Source organism: Candidatus Rickettsia barbarica (assembly GCF_041477405.1).
Classification (GTDB): Bacteria; Pseudomonadota; Alphaproteobacteria; order Rickettsiales; family Rickettsiaceae; genus Rickettsia; species Rickettsia rickettsii.
In genome coordinates, this window is sequence record NZ_JBEWYL010000002.1 from 177,900 (window position 1) to 200,080 (window position 22,181).

The following is a 22,181-nucleotide window of genomic DNA, read 5'->3' on the forward strand; positions in this document are numbered from 1 at the left end:
TACTGCTAGTCTTACCTTTATAAAAGGCCTTCAAAACCCTATTGTTACTGAAATAAAAGAATTAACAAAAAAATTACATTTTTAAAAAGATCAAGAGCTTGAAAAAGCTTACGGTATGGCTTCAGATGATGTTTCTATTCAAGCAACAAGAGAACAGATATTATATGCTTTAAGAGCTGTGGAATCTGCAAAACAACATTCAACAGACAAGACACAAGCATTTATTAAATGACTATGGTATTTGTGTTGCTTACTCATTTGCTAATTATAAAAGAAGCGGTAAGGACATACTAGAATTTGTATCACCTTATTTATTAAAAAACGCATCTGATATGGAATATATTAAGGCATATATTCCTGAAGCATATATAAAAGAAAGGAATAAAAATGATGCTATGGAATTGTTTGGTAAACGAGAAGTAAGAGACTATTTAGATCAAAAGTCTTATGAGTTAGTAAGCACATCGCCTGTACCGTCTACTCCTTCTACAACGGACACATTTAATTATGATAGTGATGAAATTACGGTTACTGGAGAAGAGAACACGATGCCGAATACTGAACACGCTTGATACCACTGTCACGCCGTAGCTTGTCCACGGGAGCTAGTCAAAAATACTAATATTATTAGTATTTTTAGTTATTTTCTGGATATCGTGGTCAAGCCACGGGATAACGCCGAACGAGTTTCTCGTGCCATACAACAACATTAAGATTTCCAATTTAATTCCGGATAGTTTCTAATTTCAGCTTTATAATTGCTATGCTTTAACCATTTCTTAGCTGTTTCTAAATATAGGCAAATTATCGGTGTGATGTATAAAGAGTAAGTAATTGCAATGTGTGAGTAAACCTCCCACTACTGCAGGTCCTAGTGATCTTCTCTCTGTTCTTGTTGCTCCGACTCCAAGCGCAATAGGCATAGTTCTCATTAAGGCAGCTAGGGTAGTCATCATAATTGGTCTGAATCGTATTATACATGCTTCATAAATTGCTTCATGCCGAAGATTGATTGCCAGTTCTCTCAAGTTCTAAGGCAAAATCGATAATCATGATAGCGTTTTTCTTCACTATACCGATTAACATTATAAGTCCGACAAATCCGTACATATCAAGTTCGCTATTAAATATTAGTAGAGCGAGTAATGCTCCCAATATAGCGGTAGGTGGTCCTAAAAGTATAGTTATAGGATGCACAAAACTTTCATATAACATGCCAAGGATGATGTAAATAACTATAACGGCAAGTCCAAGCAATAAGCCAAGATCGGAAAAAGACGACTGACATGCCTGCACTGTTCCTTGGAAGCTTCCCGTAATCGTAGCCAGCATTTGTAACGCTCTTATTGCTTGATTAACTTTTGGAACGGCATCACTAATTGAATATCCATCTTGCAGGTTAAATGATACCATAACTGAAGGTAATTGCCCGAAATGTGAAATACTAAGCGGGCCAACAGTGTTAACAATTTTAGCAAGGGTAGTTAGCGTTACTAAATTGCCGCTTGTGGAGTTAATATTGACTAAAGATAACATTGATGAATCTGTTTGATATTTAGGATCTAGCTCTAAAATAACGTCATATTGAGCTGTTGGGGTATATAATGTGGAAATCTGCTCAGCACCGTAAGCGGCATATAAGATATTCTGGACGTGCTCGACTGATATACCGAGTTTTGCAGCCTTATATCTATCAATCTGCACTAAAGTTTATGGCTGTGCTATTTGTCAATCCAAAGTTACGTTAATAAAACCTGGCAGTCGTGCGAGCTTGTCCTTTAATTTCGGTGCAAAGCTAAATAGCACATCTTGATCGAGTTCTTGCATAGTATATTGATATTGGCTTTTGGTTGCTGGTCCGTCGATCGTAATAGTAGGTACGTTCTGGATATATACCCTTAAACCTATTAAATGATTTAGTTTTGAACGTAACTGATCTATAACGGCGTCAGCTCCTATTCTTTGATCACAAGGTTTTAAGCTAATCAAAATCGTACCCTGATTTACGGCAGAGTTTCTACCTGAAACACCTACGGCAGAAAAAAATGAATCTATATTAGGATTTTTAAGTAATACATCACTTACTTGTTGCTGTTCTTGCACCATCGCATCAAAAGAAATAGTTTGCGCGGTGTCGGTAAAAACTAAGATTTGTCCCGTATAGGAATAAGGCATAAAGCATAAAGCCTTTGCGTACTTTCCCAAATAAATAAGCCGTTGCGATGATTACTAAGAGAAAAATATAAGCATAGTAGTTTTTGAATGCTCTACTACTGTTTTTAGACTGCTACCATATGTTTGTTTGACATATTCAAAGGCTTTTTCGGTTAGTGGTAAGTCGTTATTGCGAGGCATCAAAGGCGCTGTGGCAATCTCGGTTGGTTGCCCTGAGAGTGCTTCGTCACTACGTTCCTCGCAATGACGATCCCTCAAAAACACATTACATAACATAGGAGTTATGGTTATCGAGATAACTCCCGAAAGTAAAATAGAGGTAGTAATAACAACGGCAAAGTTCGTGCAGTAGCTTCCCTAAAATTCCGCTCATAAATAATATTGGGATGAATATCGTCATTAGGGATAAAGTCCTTGAGATGATAGTAAATCCTATTTCTTTAGTACCGTTAATACATCCTGCTTATGTCGTGTGATATTTTCAAGCACTACTATTGCATCATCCACGACAAAACCCATCGCAAGCGTTAGAGCCATTAAAGACATATTATCGATGCTATAACCGAATAGATATTGTAAAGGCAAAAGTACCGACAAACTGATAAAGGAAGGGCAATAGTCGGAATAATCACGAACCGTCAGTTATGTAGAAAGAGAAATATAGCAATCACTACGAGTATTAAAGTGAGTAGCATAGTAAAATTGGTCTCATTTACCGATGCTCTGATATAGAAATTGACCTATCAAACATGATATTAATATTAATGCCCTCAGGGATTTGCCTGCGAAGCAACGGCAATACTTCTTTTATAGAGTCGACTATTTCAATAGTATTAGTAGTATCCGGTTGTTTTTGAATAGCAAGTATTACTCCCGGCTTATCCCTATACCAAGCGGCTATTTTATTATTAGCTACGTTATCAATGGCTTTCCCAATATTTTTAAGAAAAAGCGGATTACCGTCTTTATAAGTTAATATTAACTCATTCTATTCTTTAACATTTTGTAATTGTCCAGGGGCTCTAATGCTTGAGTAGATATCTGTACCGTATAAAAAGCTCCGGTCGGTAAATTAACGTTAGCAGAGATGATAATGTTTGATACTTGGTCAAGCCCTATATTATTTGCTGCCATTTTAACAGGGTCAATCTGCACACGCACTGCATATTGCTGTGAGCCGTAAACTTGTATCTGTGCAACACCCGGCAGCATAGATAAACGCTCAGCCATAATTGTTTCGGCGTAATAGTCCACGGTATATAAGGGGAAGAATCTCAGAGGTTAAAGATCAATAAAATATAGGTGCGTTGGCAGGATTTACTTTACAATATGAGGGCGGGGTAGGTAAGTCGTTCGGTAGTTGCTTGTATGTCTTGTGCCGCTGCATCTATATTTCGGTCTAAATTAAACTGCAAAGTAATTTGAGTAGTACCGTTACTATTAACCGAACTCATCGAGTCAATATCTGATATCGTTGAGCATTGCTTTTCAAGCGGTAATGCAACTGAAGATGCCATAGTAGTAGGGTCAGCTCCAGGCAAGCTTACTGAAACCGGAATAGTCGGGCAGTTGATATCAGGTAAAACGCTTACTGGTCATATCCTATAGCCGAATGCTCCAAACAGCAAAATAGTTGCCATGAATAAAGTAGCAAGAACCGGACGCTTAATAAATATTTCTGAAATACCCAATTATTTTTTCCTGTTTTATGGATTTTTTCTGTCATACATATCGTCATTGTGAGCGACTGTAAGCAGCGTGGCAATTTCATGAAATAATGACAAACTCCTAAGATTGCTTCGTCAATTACTTTGTAATTTCCTCGCAATGACGATTTGACACTACTCCTCCCTAACACTCACCTCTGCTCCGTTAGATAATCGTAGCTGCCCGTTGGTGATTACCGTTTCTCCCTCATCTATACCGCTTTTAATAACAATAAAACCATCATTAGAAAACACTATATCTATATTCTTGACCACGGCTTTATTATCTTGATCGACAACAAATATATAAGGACCTTGAGCGTTAGTTTGCATGGCTTTAGACGGAACTATTAAAGCCTCTTGTTCGATGTAAATCGTTAGGGATACACGAACACACTGTCCCGGCCATAATATTTCGTTTTGGTTAGGTAGTGTTGCTTTAACTTTGATAGTGCCGCTATTTGGATCAATCGAATTATCGACAAAAACGATCTCACCGTCTTCTAACCGTCAAAGCTAAATGATTAGATTTTTGAGATTTATTAATACGCTCGAGATATTTTTCAGGTACGGAGAAGCTGACATAAATAGGCGAGCTAGTATTGATAGTTACTAGACGGACAAAATCCGGCGATACTAAATCACCTATATCCACATTACTCTCACTAAGTTTACCATCACAAGGAGCTACTATTTTTGAATACTCGATTTGTAAATTAGCGTCTGCAATAATTGCTTTATCGCGTTCCACGGTGGCCCTAAGCATATTCATATTAGTTAGTATCTGTAAATATTGCTCTTCCGAAACAGCTTTTTCCTCGTATAAAGCACGATATCTTGCCTTTTCTTTTATAGCATCTTCAAGGTTATAAGTATCACTTAGTAAATTTGCTTGTGCTTGCTGTAATTGATTTTGAAAAGGACGAGAATCGATTTCATATAATCAATCACCTGTTTTTACTTCGTGTCCGTCATCAAAATTTACACTTAATATTTGGCCCGTAACTTGAGATTGCATATCGGCACTTTGGTCAGTTTCAGCTACTCCTGCAAGTTCTATCACATCAGATACGTCTTTTCTGATAACTTGTGTTACCTCAACTGGAGCTGCTATAGTGATTTGTTTACTGCTTTTATTATGATGTTTTATTACCCAAACTACTAATATTACTATTGAGTACTAGTAATGTTATCAATATCAAATTCTGCATTATTGTTTTAAGCATTGTTATTTGCCAAAATCAAAAATAGGTCCTGCTATGTTGCCGCCTACCTGCCAAGTCTCAGCTGAGTTAGTAAACAGAGTATTAAGTTTATTGCTACCGAATCCTAATAAGCCTGTTAAAGAAATTTGTGGAAAATAAGTAGCTTTTATTGTTTTTAAGTTTACATCTGTTGCTAGTAAATTCTGCTCTGCTGCTTTAATATCCGGTCTTTGCTCTAAAAGCTCTGATGGTAATATTTTAGGTAATACCGGTAGAGCAAGGAAGTAATCTATTGGTTTATTACGATAAATTAAGCCGTTTACTATATTTTCAGGAATTCTACCTACTAAAATTTTTAAAGTGGTTTCCTGCTCATGTCTTTGTTGTTTTAAAGGCGGCAATGATAACTTAATAAGTGCAAGCTCGGAAGCAGCTTCACTAACCGATATTAAATCACCTATGCCAAGATTATATAATTTCTGATTTAATTTATAAATTTCCGTTTGAGCCTCAATTAGCTTTTCAGTTAGATAGATTTGTTTGTCTAATACTAAAAGATTAAAGTAACTTATAGTGACGTTACTTATAACTGATAAAAGTACCGCTGCCTTGTTATACTCACTTGCAAGGAAAGTTTTTTAGCTGATTCGCTAGCGTTGGCGGCTGCATCTATAAATCCAGTTCGTAATTAAGCACGCTTGCTAGCCTCAAATTATTAGAGAATTTCGGTTCATTCGGTGCTTTTGTTTCTTTACTGTTTTTTGTTTGATTTGCTCCGCCTTGTAAATTGATTTGTGGAAATCTATAAGAATTAATAAGATTAAGCTGTGCTTTCGCTGCTAGCACATTACTCATTGCCAGCTCAATATCGGAGTTACTGGTTAAAGATTCTCCGATTAGGTTATTTAACACCGGATCGTTAAATTGCAGTCACCACTTGGAGGATGCATTATTATTTTGTTCTAGAGAATAATTATTCCAAGTAGTAGGTAATGAGAGTTTAGGGGGAATATTATCGTGTTTTGCATTACAACCACATAGAAGAAATGATGACATCGATAAAACGAGAATATATTTTAAGTAAATGCAAAATCGGCATATGAAGTTCATCGATTAGGTTCATTAAAATAAATTACTTAATATTAATTATGAATCTTTAAACCTTTATGTCAATATAGACTATTATTTGTTCAACTAACTATTTTTATAATTACGTAATAATGTTGCTATAGCATATTTTAGAAAGCTTGATATAAGTGAATTTTGCAGGATTCACTTGTGTGTGCACGTATTTTTATAAGCTGTGTAGGCTCACCCTTAAATTCATCTTATCTGAAGCTTTCTAAAATATGCTGTAACTTTTCAGAAACAACTTTAATTTCATAATTTTGTTTGAGAGTAAGGTAGGCGTTTTTAGAAAATTCTTTTGCTTTTATAGGGTTCTCTATTAGATAGACAATTTTTGCTGCTAAATCTTCAGCAGAGCCGGCTTTACAAATAAGCCCGTCTTGCATGTCGTTTAAGATTGCTGCAGGCCCTTCAGTATCTGTACTAACGATAGGCATGCTTGCCTCCATTGCTTCAAGCACTATAATTCCAAACGGTTCATGAAGAGACGGTAAGCAAAAAATATCTATTTGTTTAAAGAATTTATCTCTATCGTTAATCCATCCCGTAAATGATATTTGATCTTGTAAATTAAGTTTATGTGCTAAAGCAATGAAATTATCTTTTTCTTCGCCGCTTCCACCTATAACTGCATGAAGATCATATTTTTTTTCTTTTAAAATTTTGATAGCTTTAATAAAAACATCAATACCTTTCTTAGCTACAAATCTTGCTAGTACACCAATTACGACAGGTTTTCTATATGTTTTATTTGGAATAAAGTCTTTAGCGATATTTATCATATTCGGTAGGATGCATATCCTAGATTCGGCAAAGTGATTTTTTAATAAAAATTCTTTCATATGATGCGTCAAGGCAATAACAAAATCGCATTTACGTAGTCCTTTTAAACTATAATTATGAGCGATACCAATTAATTTTATATTTTGTGATTTAGCAAATTTACTAAAATTTATTGCTCTGTTACCGTGTGCTATAATTATATCGGGTTTAGTCTTATGAATTATATACTTAAAAATAAGTACCGAGAGTAAATCAAACGGTACTATATTAGGTAGTTTTAAGCTTTGTTTGTGTAGAAAGGAATTTATTTTTGCCTTGTAAGAAGTGATATTTATAACCTCAATTTTTTGCATCTCTAAAGCAGTGCTATAATCTAAAAATGCTTGTTGAATGCCGCCAAGGTCACGACTTAGCATAATATTAAGGATCTTCATTACTTTAATTGCTCGATTTCTTTTTCTGTTAAACCGGTAAAATCTATAATTTTATCTAAAGGTTTGTTTTTTGCTAACATTTTTTTAGCTATAGAAATTTTTTGTTTTGCGTCCCCTTTAGCTTCAATATCCATAATTTTCTGCTCTTTTACGGCTAGATTATCCATTTCGGTTTTTATCATTTTTTCATAAGTATTTAACTCTTTTTCAGACCAACTAGCTTGATCCAAAGTATAAAAATCTTGTAGGTCATTCTCATAAGTTTTAGTATCAAGTAATCTATGATTTGATCTCCAATCTTTTTTGTCGGGCAATAAAATAAAATCGGCAATAGCTAAGAATAGTACTCCTCGAAGTTTTGCATATACTGCCATTTTTTTTATGATCTTCATCTTTGTTTATTATTTTTCTTGAATAGGCCTTTGCTGTATAAAGCTGAGCTCGTTTTTCAAAACCTGGATGTTTTTGCTGACCTGCATCTCTACAATAAATTGAGTACCGTATTTATCTCTACATAATACATCAACTATAGATTGTCTATAAGCAGCGATGTCGGAACCTTAGATTTTTTTAAAAAAGTAACTTCGGTAATTATTTCTTTTCCCGTATAACCTAAAATGTTATTTAGAAAATGAATAAGTATATCCTTATTTTTTTCTGTACCGAAAATTTTTAAAAATGCATAGTTATTTTTAGGGTCTAAGAAACGTGAAATTAGCATAATAGTCTATATTTTTATATATCATCACTTCATTATAGTAAATTCCAAGAAATTTGCTATAATACAATTTCCTAATATGTAAAATATTATGATTAGTAAAATTAATTTTGTAAAAATGCATGGTCTTGGTAATGATTTTGTTATTGTTAACAAACGAGATTTATCAAGTTCATATGATTTATCGCAGTTAGCAAAAAATATGGCTGAGCGTCATACAGGTATTGGTTGCGATCAGTTTATTATTTATGAAGAGCATAATGATTTTTATGAAATGATTATATATAACATAGACGGCTCTAGTGCTAAATTATGCGGTAATGCTACAAGATGTTTAGCCAAGTTAATTTATCTTGATACGGGAAAGCAAGATATTACCGTAATGGTAGGCAATAAAAAATTGCTATGTAATGTCAATGATGAAAATAATATTAGCGTTAATGTGGGAAGCGTAAGTTTTAATGAAGCTTGGATGCCAAGTCGTGATAAAGTTTGGGAATTTGCAGAGCGTTATATGATTGATTTAAAGGAAACTATTTGCGTTGATATAGGTAATCCGCATGTAGTTATTTTTAGTAAGTTAGAACCTCAAGATCAAAAAATTGTCGGTGAAAGATTGCAGGCTAAGGAATTATTCGCAGATGGGGTAAACGTTAATTTTGCTGAAGTAAAAGATAATAAAATCTATTTATCCGTTTGGGAGCGGGGGGCAGGGTTAACCCTTGCTTGCGGAAGCGGAGCTTGCGGTAGTTTTGCTGCTGGTTTAAAGCGCGGTTTTATTCATTCACCAAGTACTATAGTCTTTAAGCACGGTAACCTTACTATGAAAGAAGAAAACGGTAATATAATAATGCAAGGGGCAGCTACGCTTGTAGCACGTGGGGAATATTATTGTGAGCAATAATTTAAGACAAAACGTAGTAACATTTGGCTGTAGACTTAATATTTACGAAAGTGAGATAATACGAAAAAACTTGGAATTGTCGGGTATCGATAATGTAGCAATATTCAATACTTGTGCGGTAACTAAAGCAGCTGAGAAACAAGCAAGACAAGCTATACGCAAGGCTAAAAAAAATAATCCTGATTTAAAAATTATTGTTACCGGCTGTAGTGCTCAAACAAGTCCGCAAATGTACGGTAATATGCCGGAAGTTGACAAAGTTATAGGTAATGAAGAGAAGTTATTACCTAATTACTACCAAATTACCGATGCAAAAATAACAGTTAACGATATAATGTCGGTGAAAGAGACGGCAAGTCATTTAGTAAGTAGCTTTGACTGTAAGTCTCGTGCTTTTATTCAGGTACAAAACGGTTGTGATCATTCTTGTACTTTCTGTATTATCCCTTATGGTAGAGGAAAAAGTAGATCAGTAGCAATAGGAGCTATAGTAGAGCAGGTAAAGCATTTGGTATTAAACGGCTTTAAAGAAGTAGTTTTTACCGGTGTCGATGTCACGGCTTATGGTAGTGATTTGCCAGGAAGTCCAACATTCGCACAAATGATTAAACGAGTGTTGAATTTAGTCCCTGAATTAAAGAGGCTTAGATTATCTTCAATAGATGTTGCAGAAATAGATGATGAACTTTTTGAGCTTATAGCTTATAGTGAAAGGATAATGCCGCATTTTCATATTAGCTTGCAAGCAGGTGATGATATGATATTAAAACGTATGAAAAGACGTCATAATAGAGCAAACGTAATAGAGTTTTGTCGGAAGCTGCGGGCAATAAGACCGGAAGTATCTTTTGGTGCGGATATTATAGCTGGTTTCCCGACTGAAACCCCTGAAATGTTTGAAAATACAAGAAAATTAATTTCAGAAGCGGAATTACAATATTTACATGTTTTTCCTTATTCGGAAAGAGAAGGAACGCCTGCAGCACGTATGCCACAAGTACCTAAAAATATAAGAAAAGAAAGGGCAGCAATTTTAAGGCAAGAAGGGCAAAACCAGTTGACCGAATTCTTTAAAAAACATATAGGACAGAAAGTGGAGTTATTAGTAGAGAATAATAATATTGCCCATACCGAAAATTTTATTCCGGTAAAGCTAGATAAACCTTTAGAAATAGGGCAGATATTTAAAGCGAAGTTGGTGGCGATAGAAGAGAATTATATGAAGTGTATGTTGGTTTAACGTCATTGCAGGGAGGTATTGTTGTGTAGATACTGAAGGTCGTCATTGCGAGGAGCCGTAGGTGACGTGGCAATCCAGAAAATAATTACAAAAATTCTGATTTACAGAATTTTTAACTGGATTGCTTTATCAATGGCTATGCGATTTCCTTGTAATGACGGATAAACAGGTCCACGCAACAATGCCCGCTTGCAATGACGTTCTACCTTACAATAAAAAATCAAAAACAAAAAAACAATCATGGAAAATATAGAAACAATATTAAGGCTTGCTGAGGACAAAATCTTATTAGTACAAAACTTAAAAGCTCTGCAAGAATATAAAGTAGAATTTTTAGGCAAGAATGGTATAGTGACCGGTGAGCTTAAAAAATTAGGTAGTTTAAATGAACAGGAACGTAAAGAATTTGGCTTAAAAATCAATAAATTAAAAGATAAAATACAGAATATAATAAAAGCAAAAGCAGAAATTTTAGAGGAGCAGGAACTAAATTTTAAACTTGCTGCCGATAAAATTGATTTAACAATCCCTGCACGGAGATATAAACAAGGTTCTATTCATCCAATAACACAATGTAGTGAGGAGTTAATACAAGTATTTTCGCAGTTTGGTTTTACTATAGAAAACGGACCGAATATCGAGAATGATTTTCATAATTTTACCGCTCTCAATTTTGAAGATGATCATCCCGCAAGGCAAATGCATGATACTTTTTATTTGAAAAGTCAGGAAAATAATAAGCCGCTGTTATTACGTACTCATACCTCAACAGTGCAGATTAGAGCTATGAAAAACGGCAAACCGCCTTTTAGGTTTATAGCACCGGGTAGGACTTATAGATCGGATTCGGATATGACGCATACGCCAATGTTCCACCAAATAGAAGGGCTTGTTATGGATAAAAATATCAATATGGGACATTTAAAATATGTTATCACGACATTTATAAAAAGCTTTTTTGAAAATTCTAATATTGAATTACGTTTTAGACCCAGCTTTTTCCCATTTACCGAACCTTCTGCCGAAGTTGATATTCGGATGAATAAAAACAATACATGGCTTGAGGTCCTCGGTTGCGGGATGGTTCATCCAAACGTGCTTAAAAATGTTGGTATCGATAGCAGCGAGTATCAAGGTTTTGCTTTTGGGCTTGGAGTAGAGCGTTTTGCAATGTTAAAATATAATATCAAAGATTTAAGACAATTTTTTGAAGGCGATATGCGTTGGCTTAAACATTATAATTTTGGGAGCTTTGATATACCGAATTTAGCAGGAGGGCTTACGAAATGAAATTTACGTTATCATGGTTAAAACAATTTTTAGAGACATCGGCTTCAGTTACTGAAATTGCCGAAGCCCTAACAGCTATTGGCCTTGAAGTGGAAGAGGTGATAGATAAAGCGGCGGAATTACAAAAGTTTGAAGTAGCATATATTACAAATATTAAACCTCACCCGTCAGCTGATAAATTAAAGCTTTGTGATGTTGAGACTAAAAGCGGTATGCTGCAAATAGTTTGTGGTGCGCGTAATGCAAGAGCAGGTATAAAAGTAGTACTTGCAAATATCGGAATAGAAATACCAAACGGTAAATTTAAGATTAAGGAATCTGTTATTAGAGGTGAAAAAAGCTGTGGTATGCTTTGCTCTGAAGAGGAATTACTGCTAGCTTCAGAGTCTGAAGGGATTATAGAGCTATCTGAAGATGCCGTAGTTGGAGAGAATTTTACTAAATATTACGGTTTAGATGATCCTATATTTGTTATTAACGTTACTCCTAATCGTGGTGATGCACTTGGAGTTTACGGCATCGCAAGAGATTTAGCAGCTAAAGGAATAGGAATACTTAAAGAGCTAGAAATTTCGGCAATAAAGAGTACATTTATTTCTAAAATGAAGCTTAACGTGCAAGATAAGGAAGCCTGTCCGTTATTTACTTTTAGAGAGATAAGAAATTTAAAAAATAAACCAAGCCCTGATTGGTTACGGAAATTATTAAAAAATGTTGGGGTAAACACTATTTCAAGCTTAGTGGATGTAACAAATTATATTTCCTATAGCTTTGGACAGCCGATGCATGCTTACGATGCAGATAGGATAAAAGGGGGAATTACTGTAGCACGTCATTGCGAGAAGCATAGCGACGAAGTAATCTCAGGACAACAAAATGAGATTGCCACGGCTGCTTTGCAGTCTCGCAATGACGTAGCTAAATGCCACGCCCTAAACGGCAAAGAATATTTACTTACAGAAAATGATTTAGTTATAAAAGATGAAAGCGGTATTCAAGGTCTGGCCGGTGTCATTGGCGAGGCTGATAGTAGTTGTACTGATAGTACGACTAATATAATACTCGAGGCTGCTTGTTTTAATGCTAAAATGGTTGCAGCTAGCGGGCGAAGGTTCCAAATTGATACGGATGCTCGATATCGTAATGAGCGTAATATCGATAGAAATTTTACGGAAAAGGCTTTGGATATAGCAACTAATCTTATTTTGTCAATATGCGGAAACGGTGAAGTATCGGAAGTAGTGAAAGTCGGTGAAAAAGAGTCACAAAAAAAACCTTTAGATTTTTCAGCATGTTATTTAGAAAAAATTACAGGAATTAAACTAAATATCAAAGCGATAGAAGCCATATTAAATAAACTAGGATTTATTACGGATGTTAAAGGTGAGATTATAAAGGTAATAGCTCCTTCTTGGCGTCACGATATAACTATTTTAGAAGATATAGCTGAAGAAATCGCTCGTATTTACGGCTATGATAAAATAGAGAGTATAAAATTACCTGAACTAGACCAAGATAATAATAAGCTAAGAGAGCATAAAAGAATATCTAGTTTTAAAAGGATATTAGCAAGCAAAGGCTATGATGAGGTAGTAACTAACTCTTTTATGAGTAGTGAAGATGCAAAGTTGTTTGCTGAATTAAAAGAAGAGTTATTTTTGCTTAATCCTATTAGCATAGGAGACAATTATATGCGTCCTACTATACTGCCGAATTTGTTAAGTATAGTAAGTAAAAATCTAGCACGCTCTATAAAAGATATGGCTTTTTTTGAAGTTGGACCAAGTTTTATAGATTTAAATACGGAAGCAACTTATTTGACGGCAATTATAAGCGGTTCATATAATAATAAAAACCCTCATTCGCTTGGACGAGGCTATGATGTTTTTGATCTTAAAGGCGATTTAGAGTTGGTAGCTGATTATGCAGGACTATCTATAGATAAATGTATAGCAACAAATGGGACAGCATTGCCACAATATTATCATCCAACTAGAGCAGTAAATATAGGGCTTGGTAAAAATTTATTAGGTCATTTTGGGCAGATACATCCTAAAATCTTGAAATATTACGATATTAATCAGGAAATATTTGCATTCGAGCTAAATATTACGAATTTGCCATTGATAAAAGCTAAATTTGGTAAAAAAGACGAATTTGCAGTATCGGATTTCCAAGCTAATTTTAGAGATTACGCATTTATTGTTGGTCAAGATCATAGAGTCGGTGAAATAATATCATATATAAATAATTTTAATAAAAAGCTTATCAAATCAGTTATATTATTTGATATTTATAGTGGTGATAAATTACCTGAAGGTAAAAAATCTATAGCGGTTAAAATAGAGTTACAAGCAGATGATCGGACGTTATCTGATACTGATTTAAATTCGTTCAGTAAAGATTTAGTTGCTGCCATCTCACAAAAATTTCAAGGAACATTAAGAGAATAACAATATGTTAAAATTAATAGTTGAAACAAAAACATTAGTTCAGTCCCTAGGGTTTGCAAGTTCCGTTGTTGAAAAACGTAATGTTACACCTGAATATGCAAACATTAAATTATCGGCAAAAGATGGCAATCTAGAGCTTAGTGCTACTAATATGGATTTGTACTTAAGTCAAAAAATAGCAGTACAGGTAGTAAGTGAAGGTGAATGTACCGTTTCTACGAAAACTCTAAATGATATAGTCCGAAAACTTCCGGATTCCGAGCTTACATTAACAGATCTCGGTACAACGGGACTTGAGATCAAAGGAAAAAATTGTAAATTTAATTTATTTACTTTGCCGGTTAGTTCTTTTCCTGCGATGGATAGTATTAATCCTGAAGCAAGTTTTAAAATTTCTTGCACAGATTTTGCTAAAATAATCGAATCGACAAAATTTTCGATTTCTTTAGATGAAACTCGTTATAATTTAAACGGTGTTTATTTACACATAAAAGACAAAGAGTTTTGTTCGGCAAGTACCGATGGGCATAGACTTTCGATTTCATGGGTAACATTAGAAAAACAAATAAAGAATTTTGGAGTTATATTACCCCAAAAAAGTGCAGAGGAAATTTTAAAAATCATTAAAGATCCTAAAAATATAAATGAAGATATAGAAATTTTATTAAGTAGCAATAAGATTAAATTTATATGTAACGAAAATACTAGTATGCTATCAAAGCTTATAGACGGTACTTTCCCTGATTATAGTACTTTTATTCCGGAAAGCAGCAGCTCAAAATTAGTAATTAATCGAAAAATGTTTGCAGATAGTATAGAAAGGATAGCGATAATAACCGTTGAAAAATTTAGAGCAGTAAAATTATCGTTATCTCGTGAAACCTTAGAGATTAGTGCCGTCGGTGAAGCAAGAGGTAATGCAAAAGAGGTTATTAATTCTTCACAAGATAAGGAAAGTTTTTATGAATATAATAGTGATGAGTCTTTAGCTATAGGCTTTAACCCGCAATATTTGGAAGATGTCTTAAAAGCAGTGAAATCGGATGTAGTAGAACTATATTTTGCAGATGTTTCAGCACCGGTACTTATTAAATTTCCTGAGAATCCTAAAGATATTTTTGTCGTCATGCCTGTTAAGGTGTAAGTGTTATGAGAACCGGAATATATAAGCATTACAAAGAAAAATTATATCAAGTTATAGATACTGCAAAACATACTGAAACTTTGCAAGAGTTATATGATAATTTCCAGCTTCTGGGTAAGGCCGCTTGAAATGTTTAACGAAAAGGTTTTATTACACGACAAAAATATTCCACGTTTTGAATTTATTTCTGAGAAATAATTAAATCTGCCATATGTTCATGCCTGCCTATGCGGGCATGACATCGAGTGGGTTTTTTTGAGCCATATAACAATGCCAAAGAACGGTGGGAAGAAATAATTTTTGACTAATAGCTAAAGCTTCTCTATTATTTCCCTCAAGCACACTAATTAAATATTGGTTATGAAGAAAATTATCGGATTATTTTTTGTAATTATACTTAGTGCAATAAGTACTAGTATCTTAGCGGGTGATTATCCAAAAACAGAACGAGAGCAGAAATGGGACGAAGTAGGTTCTATAGCAGGTGAAGAAGGATTAGTTTTTAGACCGGGTAGGGTTAAGAATGAATCTACTAAAGCTGTAGGAGGTTCAGTTAATAAATATCTCTGGCAAGCAGCATTAGAGACTATAAGTGTTGCTCCTCTTGCATCAGCCGACTCAAACGGCGGTGTGATTATTACGGAATGGTATAGCCCACGTTCTAATCCTAATTTTCGATTTAAAATAAATATATTTATTAAAGACGATGTAATCAGCCCTGATTCAATCGAAGTGAAAGTATTTGAAGAAATGCTTAAAAATAAACAATGGGTACTTAATGAAAACACCTCAAATCTTGCTATCACGCTTGAAGATAAAATTTTAAGAAAAGCTAGAGAGATATATATTAATAGTGTGAGGTAATAACAGTATTGCCCTCATTGCGAGGAAATTACGGAGTAATTGACAAAGCAATCTCAGGATATTTGATGAGATTGCCGTGCAGTCTACGACTGCTCGCAATGACAATACAGTATATAAATTAAAAAAATATGAACCAAATAGAACAAAAATGGCAGTACATTTGGCAAGAAGAAAAAGCTTTTGAGGTATCAAACACGAGTAGCAAGCCAAAATATTACGTACTTGAAATGCTGCCTTATCCTTCCGGTAAAATCCATGTAGGTCACGTACGCAACTATTCTATAGGTGATGTTATTGCAAGGTTTATGACTATGCAAGGTTTTAATGTGCTTCATCCGATGGGCTGGGATGCTTTCGGGCTACCTGCCGAAAATGCCGCAATAAAAAATAATTCTTACCCAAAAAAATGGACATATTCTAATATCAAGAATATGAAAAAGCAGCTAAAATCTATGGGCTTTTCTTATGATTGGTCTAGAGAGATAAATAGTTGCGATCCTGAGTATTATAAACATGAGCAGAAATTCTTTTTAGAGCTTTATGAACGAAATCTTGCTTATCAAAAAGAATCATTTGTTAATTGGGATCCGGTTGATAATACCGTGCTTGCGAATGAACAAGTTGTAGACGGGCGTGGTTGGCGTTCAGGTGCAATAGTTGTAAAACGTTATTTAAAGCAATGGTTCTTAAAAATTACCGATTATGCTGAAGAATTATTAAACGAAATTCAGAATTTAAAAGAGTGGCCTGAAGCTGTTCGGTCTATGCAAGAGAAATGGATAGGTAAATCGATAGGTGCTAATTTTCATTTCAAAATTAAGGATAATGAAGAGACTACTATAGAAGTATTCTCAACCAAACCTGAAACCATTTTTGGTGCTAGCTTTATAGGAATTGCCTTTAATCATCCGATAATAGAGCGGTTAGTTTCTAAAACACCTGAAATACTCGCTTTTATAACTCAATGGTCGCATATTACAAGAAGTAGCGAACTAGAAAAGGCTGAAAGGGAAGGTGTATTTACCGGTCTTTTTGTTACTCATCCTTTCGATTTAAATATAGTTTTACCGGTTATTATTACTAATTTTGTGCTAATGGATTATGGAACTGGTGCAATATTTGGTTGCCCTGCTCATGACAAATGTGACCATGAATTAGCTGTCAAAATGAATTTATCTATTAAACAAGTCATTAAAGCAGATATGGATGTACAAAAGACCGCTTATACGGAAGATGGCATTTTAATTAATTCGGATTTTCTAAACGGCTTAACTAGTCACGAAGCAAAACAAGAAGTCATCGGAGAATTTGAGAAACTAGGCATAGGTAAAAGCAGCGTAAATTATCGTCTAAAAGATTGGGGGATTTCAAGGCAGCGCTTTTGGGGATGTCCTATTCCTATGATTCACTGCGAAATTTGTGGCATAGTGCCTGTACCTTACAAAGACTTACCCGTTACTTTACCTGATGATGTCAATTTTGACGGTCACGGTAATCCGCTTGATCATCATCCTAGTTGGAAACATGTTAATTGTCCGAAATGCGATAAGCCGGCTGTGCGTGAAACCGATACTTTTGATACATTTTTTGAATCATCTTGGTATTTTACGAGATATTGCAATAGCAATGCTACAGAGATGACTGATAAAAAAGCTTGTGATTACTGGCTACCGGTTGATAAATATATAGGCGGCATTGAACATGCGGTAATGCATTTATTATATGCAAGGTTTTTCACAAAAGTAATGAACGAACAGAATTACGTAAGCATTCGAGAGCCTTTTAAAGGGCTATTTACTCAAGGTATGGTGCTGCATGCCACTTACAAAGATGAACATAATAATTGGTTATATCCTGAAGAAGTAGTTAAAAAGGGTAATGCATTTTTTCATAAAGAAAGCAATAATAGAGTAGTGCAGGGACGCATTGAAAAGATGAGTAAGTCTAAAAAGAATCTCATTGATCTTGAGACAATGCAAGAGCAATATGGGGCAGATGCTATTAGGCTTTTTGTACTGTCCGATAGTCCGCCTGAGAAAGATCTAGAATGGTCGGCAAGCGGTGTTGAAGGCTGCTCACGTTTTATTAATAAGCTTGAGTATATGTTTAAGGCGATAGATTCTTTAAAAGATGATGTGAATAGCGAGGTTAATAAAGAGCTTAATAGGTTAGTACATTTTACAATAAAGCACGTCGCCGAAGATATAAAGCATTTTGCCCTAAACAGAGCAATAGCACGTATGCGCGAGCTTTCTAATGCTATATCTGCTGAAATATCCAAAGATAAAATTGATGTTAAAACCGTAAGGCATGGCTTTAATGTTTTAGTACAGCTACTAAATCCTTTTATCCCGCATATTACGGAAGAAATTTGGCAAAAGCTTGGCAATAAAGAGCGATTATATAATTTGTCTTTTCCTGCATTTGATGAATCAATGCTAGAGTTAGATACATATATTATGGCAGTGCAGGTTAACGGCAAACTCCGTGATACCTATGAGTTTAAAACTTCCGTAAGTGAAGATGAAATAAAGCAAGTTACCGTCAGTCTGCCAAAGGTACAAAAGTTTTTAGAAGGGAAAGAGCCGAAGAAGCTTATCCTCGTTCCTCGTAAAATTGTGAATATACTCGTTTAATTTGGAAAATTGGCTACGTTGTTTTGGTAAGTCTTCGGATGCTCACGTATTAAGTATATGCTCCACTCCTCGGCTTACAGACTCCTTGCTCTTTCCAAATTAAACTGTGTCTAGCTACTTTTCATTTATCAGAAGTATATTATTTTTTGAATCTGTCATCCCGCGACTTGATCGCGGGATCTAGTTTAAAATACTAATTATTGTATTACCACCATACTAACCCAAAAAAAAATAGTAGTATGACCTAAAACTACCTCCTTATGTTTATCTAATGAAGCGTCATAATGCTGCTGCATCTCATTTATAAAATTACTGCAATTATTATGGTAAGTACTTTTTGAAGCACCCTTATAACTCTGATAAGATGAAGTTTCATAATGCCCCTTCTCTAAGGTAATAGTAAATATTGTTTATTAGCATTAATACTTTATCTATTATATAATTGGCTGCCTACCAAAATGCGGCAAAAACACCGCCATCAATACTTAAAGTGTCTTCTTCTGTTTCACAAGTTATAATCCTAAGATAACAGAGGTTTGCTATACTATCTATACTTAGATTTAAATCTGACTCTGAATCTAGCACGTCTATTTTTTTTCTATTAGTCATAAAGATACCCTTTTAGTTACTAATTAATTAAACTTTTTGTATAACTTGCGTCTAAGGGTAAATTTGTATGTCAATCCGGTACTCACATCCTTACGTATTTTTATGTATGCTGCGGTGGCAAGTGTTTCCGTGTCGTCTTCAAATTCTTCCTTATTATCTACATGATGCAATAAGTCTATTGTAGGTTCAGTAATTTAAAAAAATCAATTAGCTACTAATAGACTGTCTGTAATAAATTTTAACCGGTAATTTAATTTTTTTTTGCTGTAAATTATAAGATTTTTTTGAAATAGGAATTGCTATTTCTGCAAAAATCTTCAATTATTAATTAAAATTTATTACAGATAGACTATTAAATAGTGCGCCTGAGTGCGCCTGATTTTATACCTGAAGTCAATAAATGGTATTAATAAATTAATGCATGAAAATATCGATTTCATTCCAACCGATAAGGTCTAAATTAGCTCTTATCGGTAAAAAACGGAAAATATCTTGGGCAAGTTCATACCTATTTTCTTTAAGTAGCATTTTTTGTAAAATATCTTTTAACTGATGCAAATAAAGCACATCTTTTGCTGCATATTCTTTTTGTTCTGAAGATAAATTATCCGCACCCCAATAGGAAGATTGTTGTTGTTTTGAAATATTTATATTAAGCAATTCTCGGCACAAATCCTTAAGCCCATGACTATCGGTATAAGTTCTAACTAGTTTTGAAGATATTTTAGTACAAAAGATATTTTCTAAATCTATACTTAAATATTTTTTTATGGATGCTAGATCAAATCTAGCAAAATGAAATATCTTACATCTAGTTTTATCTAGTAATAATGCTTTTACATTAGGAGCTGTATAATCTTGATTTGTAAAATGAACAAGATGAGCTTCACCATTGCCGTTACTAAATTGTAGCAAACATAGTTTATCTCTATGTAGATTTAGTCCCATTGTCTCGGTATCTATAGCTAGATCTCCTTCAAGTTTAAAATTATTAGGTAGGTCGTTTTGATAAATTTTTATAGTCATAAATGATTTTTAATTCCTTTGAATCAATAATGTTGTTGTGCGGATCGAAAAACGCATTCTGTGTCATACCGTGGCTTGACCACGGTATCAAAAAAAATTAAAAAAGCCTGGATCCTGCGATCAAGTCACGGGATGACAACAAAGTTTTGTTATTGGTGATTAAACACCTGCTCATTTGGAGCAGCTACTCCTAAAACTTTCTTTGCTTGTTCTTCTAACATATCTTTATTTAGAGATTCCGTTCGAAGTAATTTGACGTTATGCTCAAGTTCTACTCTTTCTGCTCGTAAGCCTTTTAGTTCATCATAAGCTTTTTCAAGCTGCCTATTTACTTTTAGATATGCAATAATCCCTTTGTTACCATATATGCAATGAAAAACAAAATATCCAAGCAGTACAGCTAAAACGATATTTAAAATTATTTTTTTAGCATGATTATTTAAATGTATTATCATAAATATATATTCATAAGAAATAATATCAGAGCGGTTAAAATAATACTATCAAATCTGTCTAGCACTCCTCCATGACCGGGTATTATATGACCGCTATCTTTAATATTAAATTTTCGCTTAAAATATGAAATAAATAAATCACTTAATTGAGCTATTAATGCTAATATACAACTAATTATAAACAAATAAATTTTATTTGAAAAATAGTAATTTTCAATATGAAAGTTTGGTATAAAACTCACTAATACTGCAACTAAACCTGCTGATAATACTCCCGTCACTAAACCGCTCCAGGTTTTTTTAGGACTAAGTTTCGGAGCAAGTTTTGCTCCTTTAAAAGTTTTACCGCCAATCATAGCGAAAGTATCTACCGACCACATTATGCAAAAATAAAGCATAATAAGCCATCTATTGGTATCTTCCATACTTAAAAATATTAATAGGCTTATAGGAATCGGAATAATAATTAGCCCGATTAATAGATCAGGAATAGAAGAGTAGGTCATATTATACCATTCACTTAACATTCCCGTACCTACTAATATTATTAGAATATAGAATAAAGGCTTACACCATAATATAGCTATGACGAATAACGGAACTAAAACTATACCGGACAGGATTCTTAAATATATGTTTGATTTTTGTTTATCTTTTACCAAATGTTCTTTTCCTTTTTGAGTAATCATTTATAGCTTCTTGTATATCATATTTATTAAAATCAGGCCAATATTTGGGTGAGAAATATAATTCAGCATAAGCTGCTTGCCAAAGCAAGAAATTACTGATACGATAAACCCCGCCCGGTCTTATTAATAAATCTACATCCGGCATTTCAGGATCATATAAAGCGTGTTGTATATCGCTGTCACTTACTGCTTTTTTACCGCTTGTAATAATTTTTGTGCAGGCATCAACTATTTCTTGACGACTTCCATAACTAAAAGCTATACAAAGCGTTATCTTATTATTATTTTTTGTTAATTCTATAGCATTATTTATTTGTTTTTGCAATGAGCTACTTAATAAAGTCAGCCTACCTATTACTTTTATTTTAACGCCGTTTTTATGTAAATTATTTAATTCGGTTTTTAAATAAATACTTAATAATTTTATTAAGAAATCTACTTCCGTGCTTGAGCGTTGCCAATTTTCGGAAGAGAAAGTATATAAAGTTATATAAGGTATGTTAAGGTTAAGAAACTCAGGCAGTAATTCACGAATTTTATCGGCTCCTGCTTTATGCCCTTCAGATTTTGTTAAGTTATGCTGATCTGCCCAACGAGCATTACCGTCCATTATTATTGCTAAATGTTTTATGTTAGTCATTATTTTATATTTTAGATGTTGCTGCATGGATCGATTTTTCGGTCATTGCGAGCGACTGCAAGGAGCATGGCAATCTCATGAA

Annotated in this window: 25 protein-coding genes and 6 pseudogenes; 10 read left to right on the forward strand and 21 right to left on the reverse strand. The window is 34.1% G+C overall.

Features of this window, described 5'->3' with window-relative positions; all coding sequences use genetic code 11:
* Window positions 1-332: 332 nt before the first annotated feature.
* Window positions 333-572, forward strand: a complete 240-nt coding sequence (locus ABVF33_RS03450; RefSeq protein WP_499706448.1) for a hypothetical protein — start codon at window positions 333-335, stop codon at window positions 570-572.
* Between the two features lie 36 nt (window positions 573-608).
* Here the strand turns inward: ABVF33_RS03450 and ABVF33_RS03455 are convergent.
* The 15 genes and pseudogenes from ABVF33_RS03455 to ABVF33_RS03525 all read right to left on the reverse strand — a co-directional run.
* Window positions 609-710 (reverse strand): annotated as a pseudogene (locus ABVF33_RS03455) (permease); the annotation flags it as partial.
* A gap of 69 nt (window positions 711-779) precedes the next feature.
* Window positions 780-956: an efflux RND transporter permease subunit gene (locus ABVF33_RS03460; protein WP_081463600.1), complete on the reverse strand. Its 177-nt coding sequence runs from the start codon at window positions 954-956 to the stop codon at window positions 780-782.
* A gap of 40 nt (window positions 957-996) precedes the next feature.
* A pseudogene (locus ABVF33_RS03465) lies at window positions 997-2,451 on the reverse strand (efflux RND transporter permease subunit).
* A complete protein-coding gene (locus ABVF33_RS03470) occupies window positions 2,441-2,575 on the reverse strand; it encodes a hypothetical protein (RefSeq protein ID WP_499706277.1) in 135 nt (44 codons plus the stop codon). The pseudogene ABVF33_RS03465 and the gene ABVF33_RS03470 overlap by 11 nt, the downstream one beginning before the upstream one ends.
* 32 nt (window positions 2,576-2,607) lie before the next feature.
* Window positions 2,608-2,760, reverse strand: a complete 153-nt coding sequence (locus ABVF33_RS03475; protein ID WP_499706278.1) for an efflux RND transporter permease subunit — start codon at window positions 2,758-2,760, stop codon at window positions 2,608-2,610.
* Window positions 2,761-2,887: 127 nt separating this feature from the next.
* Window positions 2,888-3,154 (reverse strand): efflux RND transporter permease subunit, encoded by a 267-nt coding sequence (locus tag ABVF33_RS03480; protein ID WP_499706438.1) that lies wholly within the window; start codon window positions 3,152-3,154, stop codon window positions 2,888-2,890.
* Window positions 3,154-3,405 carry an efflux RND transporter permease subunit gene (locus ABVF33_RS03485; RefSeq protein WP_499706279.1) on the reverse strand — a complete coding sequence of 84 codons (252 nt, stop codon included), beginning with the start codon at window positions 3,403-3,405 and terminating at the stop codon, window positions 3,154-3,156. Before ABVF33_RS03485 ends, ABVF33_RS03480 begins: the two co-directional genes overlap by 1 nt.
* 92 nt (window positions 3,406-3,497) lie before the next feature.
* Window positions 3,498-3,758 (reverse strand): annotated as a pseudogene (locus tag ABVF33_RS03490) (efflux RND transporter permease subunit); the annotation flags it as partial.
* Window positions 3,759-4,016: 258 nt separating this feature from the next.
* Entirely contained in the window at window positions 4,017-4,373 is a 357-nt protein-coding gene (locus tag ABVF33_RS03495) for an efflux RND transporter periplasmic adaptor subunit (protein ID WP_499706439.1), read from the reverse strand.
* A gap of 1 nt (window position 4,374) precedes the next feature.
* Window positions 4,375-4,815 carry an efflux RND transporter periplasmic adaptor subunit gene (locus ABVF33_RS03500; protein WP_499706440.1) on the reverse strand — a complete coding sequence of 147 codons (441 nt, stop codon included), beginning with the start codon at window positions 4,813-4,815 and terminating at the stop codon, window positions 4,375-4,377.
* A 294-nt stretch (window positions 4,816-5,109) separates the two neighbouring features.
* Window positions 5,110-5,487, reverse strand: coding sequence for a TolC family protein (locus tag ABVF33_RS03505; RefSeq protein WP_499706280.1), 378 nt, complete (start codon window positions 5,485-5,487; stop codon window positions 5,110-5,112).
* Window positions 5,488-5,673 (reverse strand): annotated as a pseudogene (locus ABVF33_RS03510) (TolC family protein); the annotation flags it as partial.
* Window positions 5,674-5,755: 82 nt separating this feature from the next.
* Window positions 5,756-5,998 carry a TolC family protein gene (locus ABVF33_RS03515; RefSeq protein WP_499706281.1) on the reverse strand — a complete coding sequence of 81 codons (243 nt, stop codon included), beginning with the start codon at window positions 5,996-5,998 and terminating at the stop codon, window positions 5,756-5,758.
* Between the two features lie 416 nt (window positions 5,999-6,414).
* On the reverse strand, window positions 6,415-7,431 hold the full coding sequence (locus ABVF33_RS03520; protein ID WP_499706282.1) for a glycosyltransferase family 4 protein: 1,017 nt from the start codon (window positions 7,429-7,431) through the stop codon (window positions 6,415-6,417).
* Window positions 7,431-8,152: pseudogene (locus tag ABVF33_RS03525) on the reverse strand (Rpn family recombination-promoting nuclease/putative transposase). The gene ABVF33_RS03520 and the pseudogene ABVF33_RS03525 overlap by 1 nt, the downstream one beginning before the upstream one ends.
* Before the next feature lie 88 nt (window positions 8,153-8,240).
* Here ABVF33_RS03525 and dapF point away from each other — a divergent pair.
* The 9 genes from dapF to leuS all read left to right on the forward strand — a co-directional run bounded on the left by dapF (window position 8,241) and on the right by leuS (window position 18,680).
* Window positions 8,241-9,053 carry a diaminopimelate epimerase gene (gene dapF / locus ABVF33_RS03530; RefSeq protein WP_010977213.1) on the forward strand — a complete coding sequence of 271 codons (813 nt, stop codon included), beginning with the start codon at window positions 8,241-8,243 and terminating at the stop codon, window positions 9,051-9,053.
* Complete coding sequence (mtaB, locus tag ABVF33_RS03535; protein ID WP_499706283.1) at window positions 9,028-10,293, forward strand: tRNA (N(6)-L-threonylcarbamoyladenosine(37)-C(2))-methylthiotransferase MtaB; 1,266 nt, start codon at window positions 9,028-9,030, stop codon at window positions 10,291-10,293. The genes dapF and mtaB overlap by 26 nt, the downstream gene beginning before the upstream one ends.
* 240 nt (window positions 10,294-10,533) lie before the next feature.
* Complete coding sequence (pheS, locus tag ABVF33_RS03540; RefSeq protein ID WP_499706284.1) at window positions 10,534-11,583, forward strand: phenylalanine--tRNA ligase subunit alpha; 1,050 nt, start codon at window positions 10,534-10,536, stop codon at window positions 11,581-11,583.
* Window positions 11,580-14,036, forward strand: coding sequence for a phenylalanine--tRNA ligase subunit beta (gene pheT / locus ABVF33_RS03545; RefSeq protein WP_499706285.1), 2,457 nt, complete (start codon window positions 11,580-11,582; stop codon window positions 14,034-14,036). Before pheS ends, pheT begins: the two co-directional genes overlap by 4 nt.
* A gap of 4 nt (window positions 14,037-14,040) precedes the next feature.
* The gene (gene dnaN / locus ABVF33_RS03550) at window positions 14,041-15,180 is read left to right on the forward strand and encodes a DNA polymerase III subunit beta (protein WP_499706286.1); all 1,140 of its coding nucleotides are present in this window, start codon (window positions 14,041-14,043) and stop codon (window positions 15,178-15,180) included.
* Between the two features lie 5 nt (window positions 15,181-15,185).
* Window positions 15,186-15,308: a DUF1653 domain-containing protein gene (locus tag ABVF33_RS03555; protein WP_012262374.1), complete on the forward strand. Its 123-nt coding sequence runs from the start codon at window positions 15,186-15,188 to the stop codon at window positions 15,306-15,308.
* A gap of 1 nt (window position 15,309) precedes the next feature.
* Complete coding sequence (locus ABVF33_RS03560; RefSeq protein ID WP_499706441.1) at window positions 15,310-15,378, forward strand: hypothetical protein; 69 nt, start codon at window positions 15,310-15,312, stop codon at window positions 15,376-15,378.
* Between the two features lie 162 nt (window positions 15,379-15,540).
* A complete protein-coding gene (locus ABVF33_RS03565) occupies window positions 15,541-16,044 on the forward strand; it encodes a DUF3576 domain-containing protein (RefSeq protein ID WP_004995768.1) in 504 nt (167 codons plus the stop codon).
* Between the two features lie 128 nt (window positions 16,045-16,172).
* The gene (gene leuS / locus ABVF33_RS03570) at window positions 16,173-18,680 is read left to right on the forward strand and encodes a leucine--tRNA ligase (protein WP_499706287.1); all 2,508 of its coding nucleotides are present in this window, start codon (window positions 16,173-16,175) and stop codon (window positions 18,678-18,680) included.
* On the opposite strand, the pseudogene ABVF33_RS03575 reads toward leuS, so the two are convergent.
* The 6 genes and pseudogenes from ABVF33_RS03575 to uppS form a co-directional block, all read right to left on the reverse strand.
* A pseudogene (locus tag ABVF33_RS03575) lies at window positions 18,677-18,773 on the reverse strand (palindromic element RPE5 domain-containing protein); the annotation flags it as partial. The gene leuS and the pseudogene ABVF33_RS03575 overlap by 4 nt on opposite strands.
* A gap of 357 nt (window positions 18,774-19,130) precedes the next feature.
* Window positions 19,131-19,289 (reverse strand): hypothetical protein, encoded by a 159-nt coding sequence (locus ABVF33_RS03580; protein WP_499706288.1) that lies wholly within the window; start codon window positions 19,287-19,289, stop codon window positions 19,131-19,133.
* Between the two features lie 414 nt (window positions 19,290-19,703).
* On the reverse strand, window positions 19,704-20,315 hold the full coding sequence (locus ABVF33_RS03585; protein WP_004995765.1) for a ribonuclease D: 612 nt from the start codon (window positions 20,313-20,315) through the stop codon (window positions 19,704-19,706).
* A 149-nt stretch (window positions 20,316-20,464) separates the two neighbouring features.
* Window positions 20,465-20,770: an FtsB family cell division protein gene (locus tag ABVF33_RS03590; protein WP_499706289.1), complete on the reverse strand. Its 306-nt coding sequence runs from the start codon at window positions 20,768-20,770 to the stop codon at window positions 20,465-20,467.
* Window positions 20,767-21,459, reverse strand: coding sequence for a phosphatidate cytidylyltransferase (locus ABVF33_RS03595; RefSeq protein ID WP_499706290.1), 693 nt, complete (start codon window positions 21,457-21,459; stop codon window positions 20,767-20,769). The genes ABVF33_RS03590 and ABVF33_RS03595 overlap by 4 nt, the downstream gene beginning before the upstream one ends.
* Window positions 21,419-22,126 (reverse strand): polyprenyl diphosphate synthase, encoded by a 708-nt coding sequence (gene uppS / locus ABVF33_RS03600; protein ID WP_010977222.1) that lies wholly within the window; start codon window positions 22,124-22,126, stop codon window positions 21,419-21,421. Before uppS ends, ABVF33_RS03595 begins: the two co-directional genes overlap by 41 nt.
* Window positions 22,127-22,181 lie beyond the last annotated feature (55 nt).

Coding starts and splice junctions, on each gene's coding strand:
- ABVF33_RS03450 (WP_499706448.1), top strand. CDS start 333: ATGGAATATATTAAGGCATATATTCCTGAAGCATATATAAAAGAAAGG.
- ABVF33_RS03460 (WP_081463600.1), bottom strand. CDS start 956: ATGATGACTACCCTAGCTGCCTTAATGAGAACTATGCCTATTGCGCTT.
- ABVF33_RS03470 (WP_499706277.1), bottom strand. CDS start 2,575: ATGACGATATTCATCCCAATATTATTTATGAGCGGAATTTTAGGGAAG.
- ABVF33_RS03485 (WP_499706279.1), bottom strand. CDS start 3,405: ATGGCTGAGCGTTTATCTATGCTGCCGGGTGTTGCACAGATACAAGTT.
- ABVF33_RS03520 (WP_499706282.1), bottom strand. CDS start 7,431: ATGAAGATCCTTAATATTATGCTAAGTCGTGACCTTGGCGGCATTCAA.
- dapF (WP_010977213.1), top strand. CDS start 8,241: ATGATTAGTAAAATTAATTTTGTAAAAATGCATGGTCTTGGTAATGAT.
- pheS (WP_499706284.1), top strand. CDS start 10,534: ATGGAAAATATAGAAACAATATTAAGGCTTGCTGAGGACAAAATCTTA.
- pheT (WP_499706285.1), top strand. CDS start 11,580: ATGAAATTTACGTTATCATGGTTAAAACAATTTTTAGAGACATCGGCT.
- dnaN (WP_499706286.1), top strand. CDS start 14,041: ATGTTAAAATTAATAGTTGAAACAAAAACATTAGTTCAGTCCCTAGGG.
- ABVF33_RS03555 (WP_012262374.1), top strand. CDS start 15,186: ATGAGAACCGGAATATATAAGCATTACAAAGAAAAATTATATCAAGTT.
- ABVF33_RS03565 (WP_004995768.1), top strand. CDS start 15,541: ATGAAGAAAATTATCGGATTATTTTTTGTAATTATACTTAGTGCAATA.
- leuS (WP_499706287.1), top strand. CDS start 16,173: ATGAACCAAATAGAACAAAAATGGCAGTACATTTGGCAAGAAGAAAAA.
- ABVF33_RS03580 (WP_499706288.1), bottom strand. CDS start 19,289: ATGACTAATAGAAAAAAAATAGACGTGCTAGATTCAGAGTCAGATTTA.
- ABVF33_RS03585 (WP_004995765.1), bottom strand. CDS start 20,315: ATGACTATAAAAATTTATCAAAACGACCTACCTAATAATTTTAAACTT.
- ABVF33_RS03590 (WP_499706289.1), bottom strand. CDS start 20,770: ATGATAATACATTTAAATAATCATGCTAAAAAAATAATTTTAAATATC.
- ABVF33_RS03595 (WP_499706290.1), bottom strand. CDS start 21,459: ATGATTACTCAAAAAGGAAAAGAACATTTGGTAAAAGATAAACAAAAA.
- uppS (WP_010977222.1), bottom strand. CDS start 22,126: ATGCAGCAACATCTAAAATATAAAATAATGACTAACATAAAACATTTA.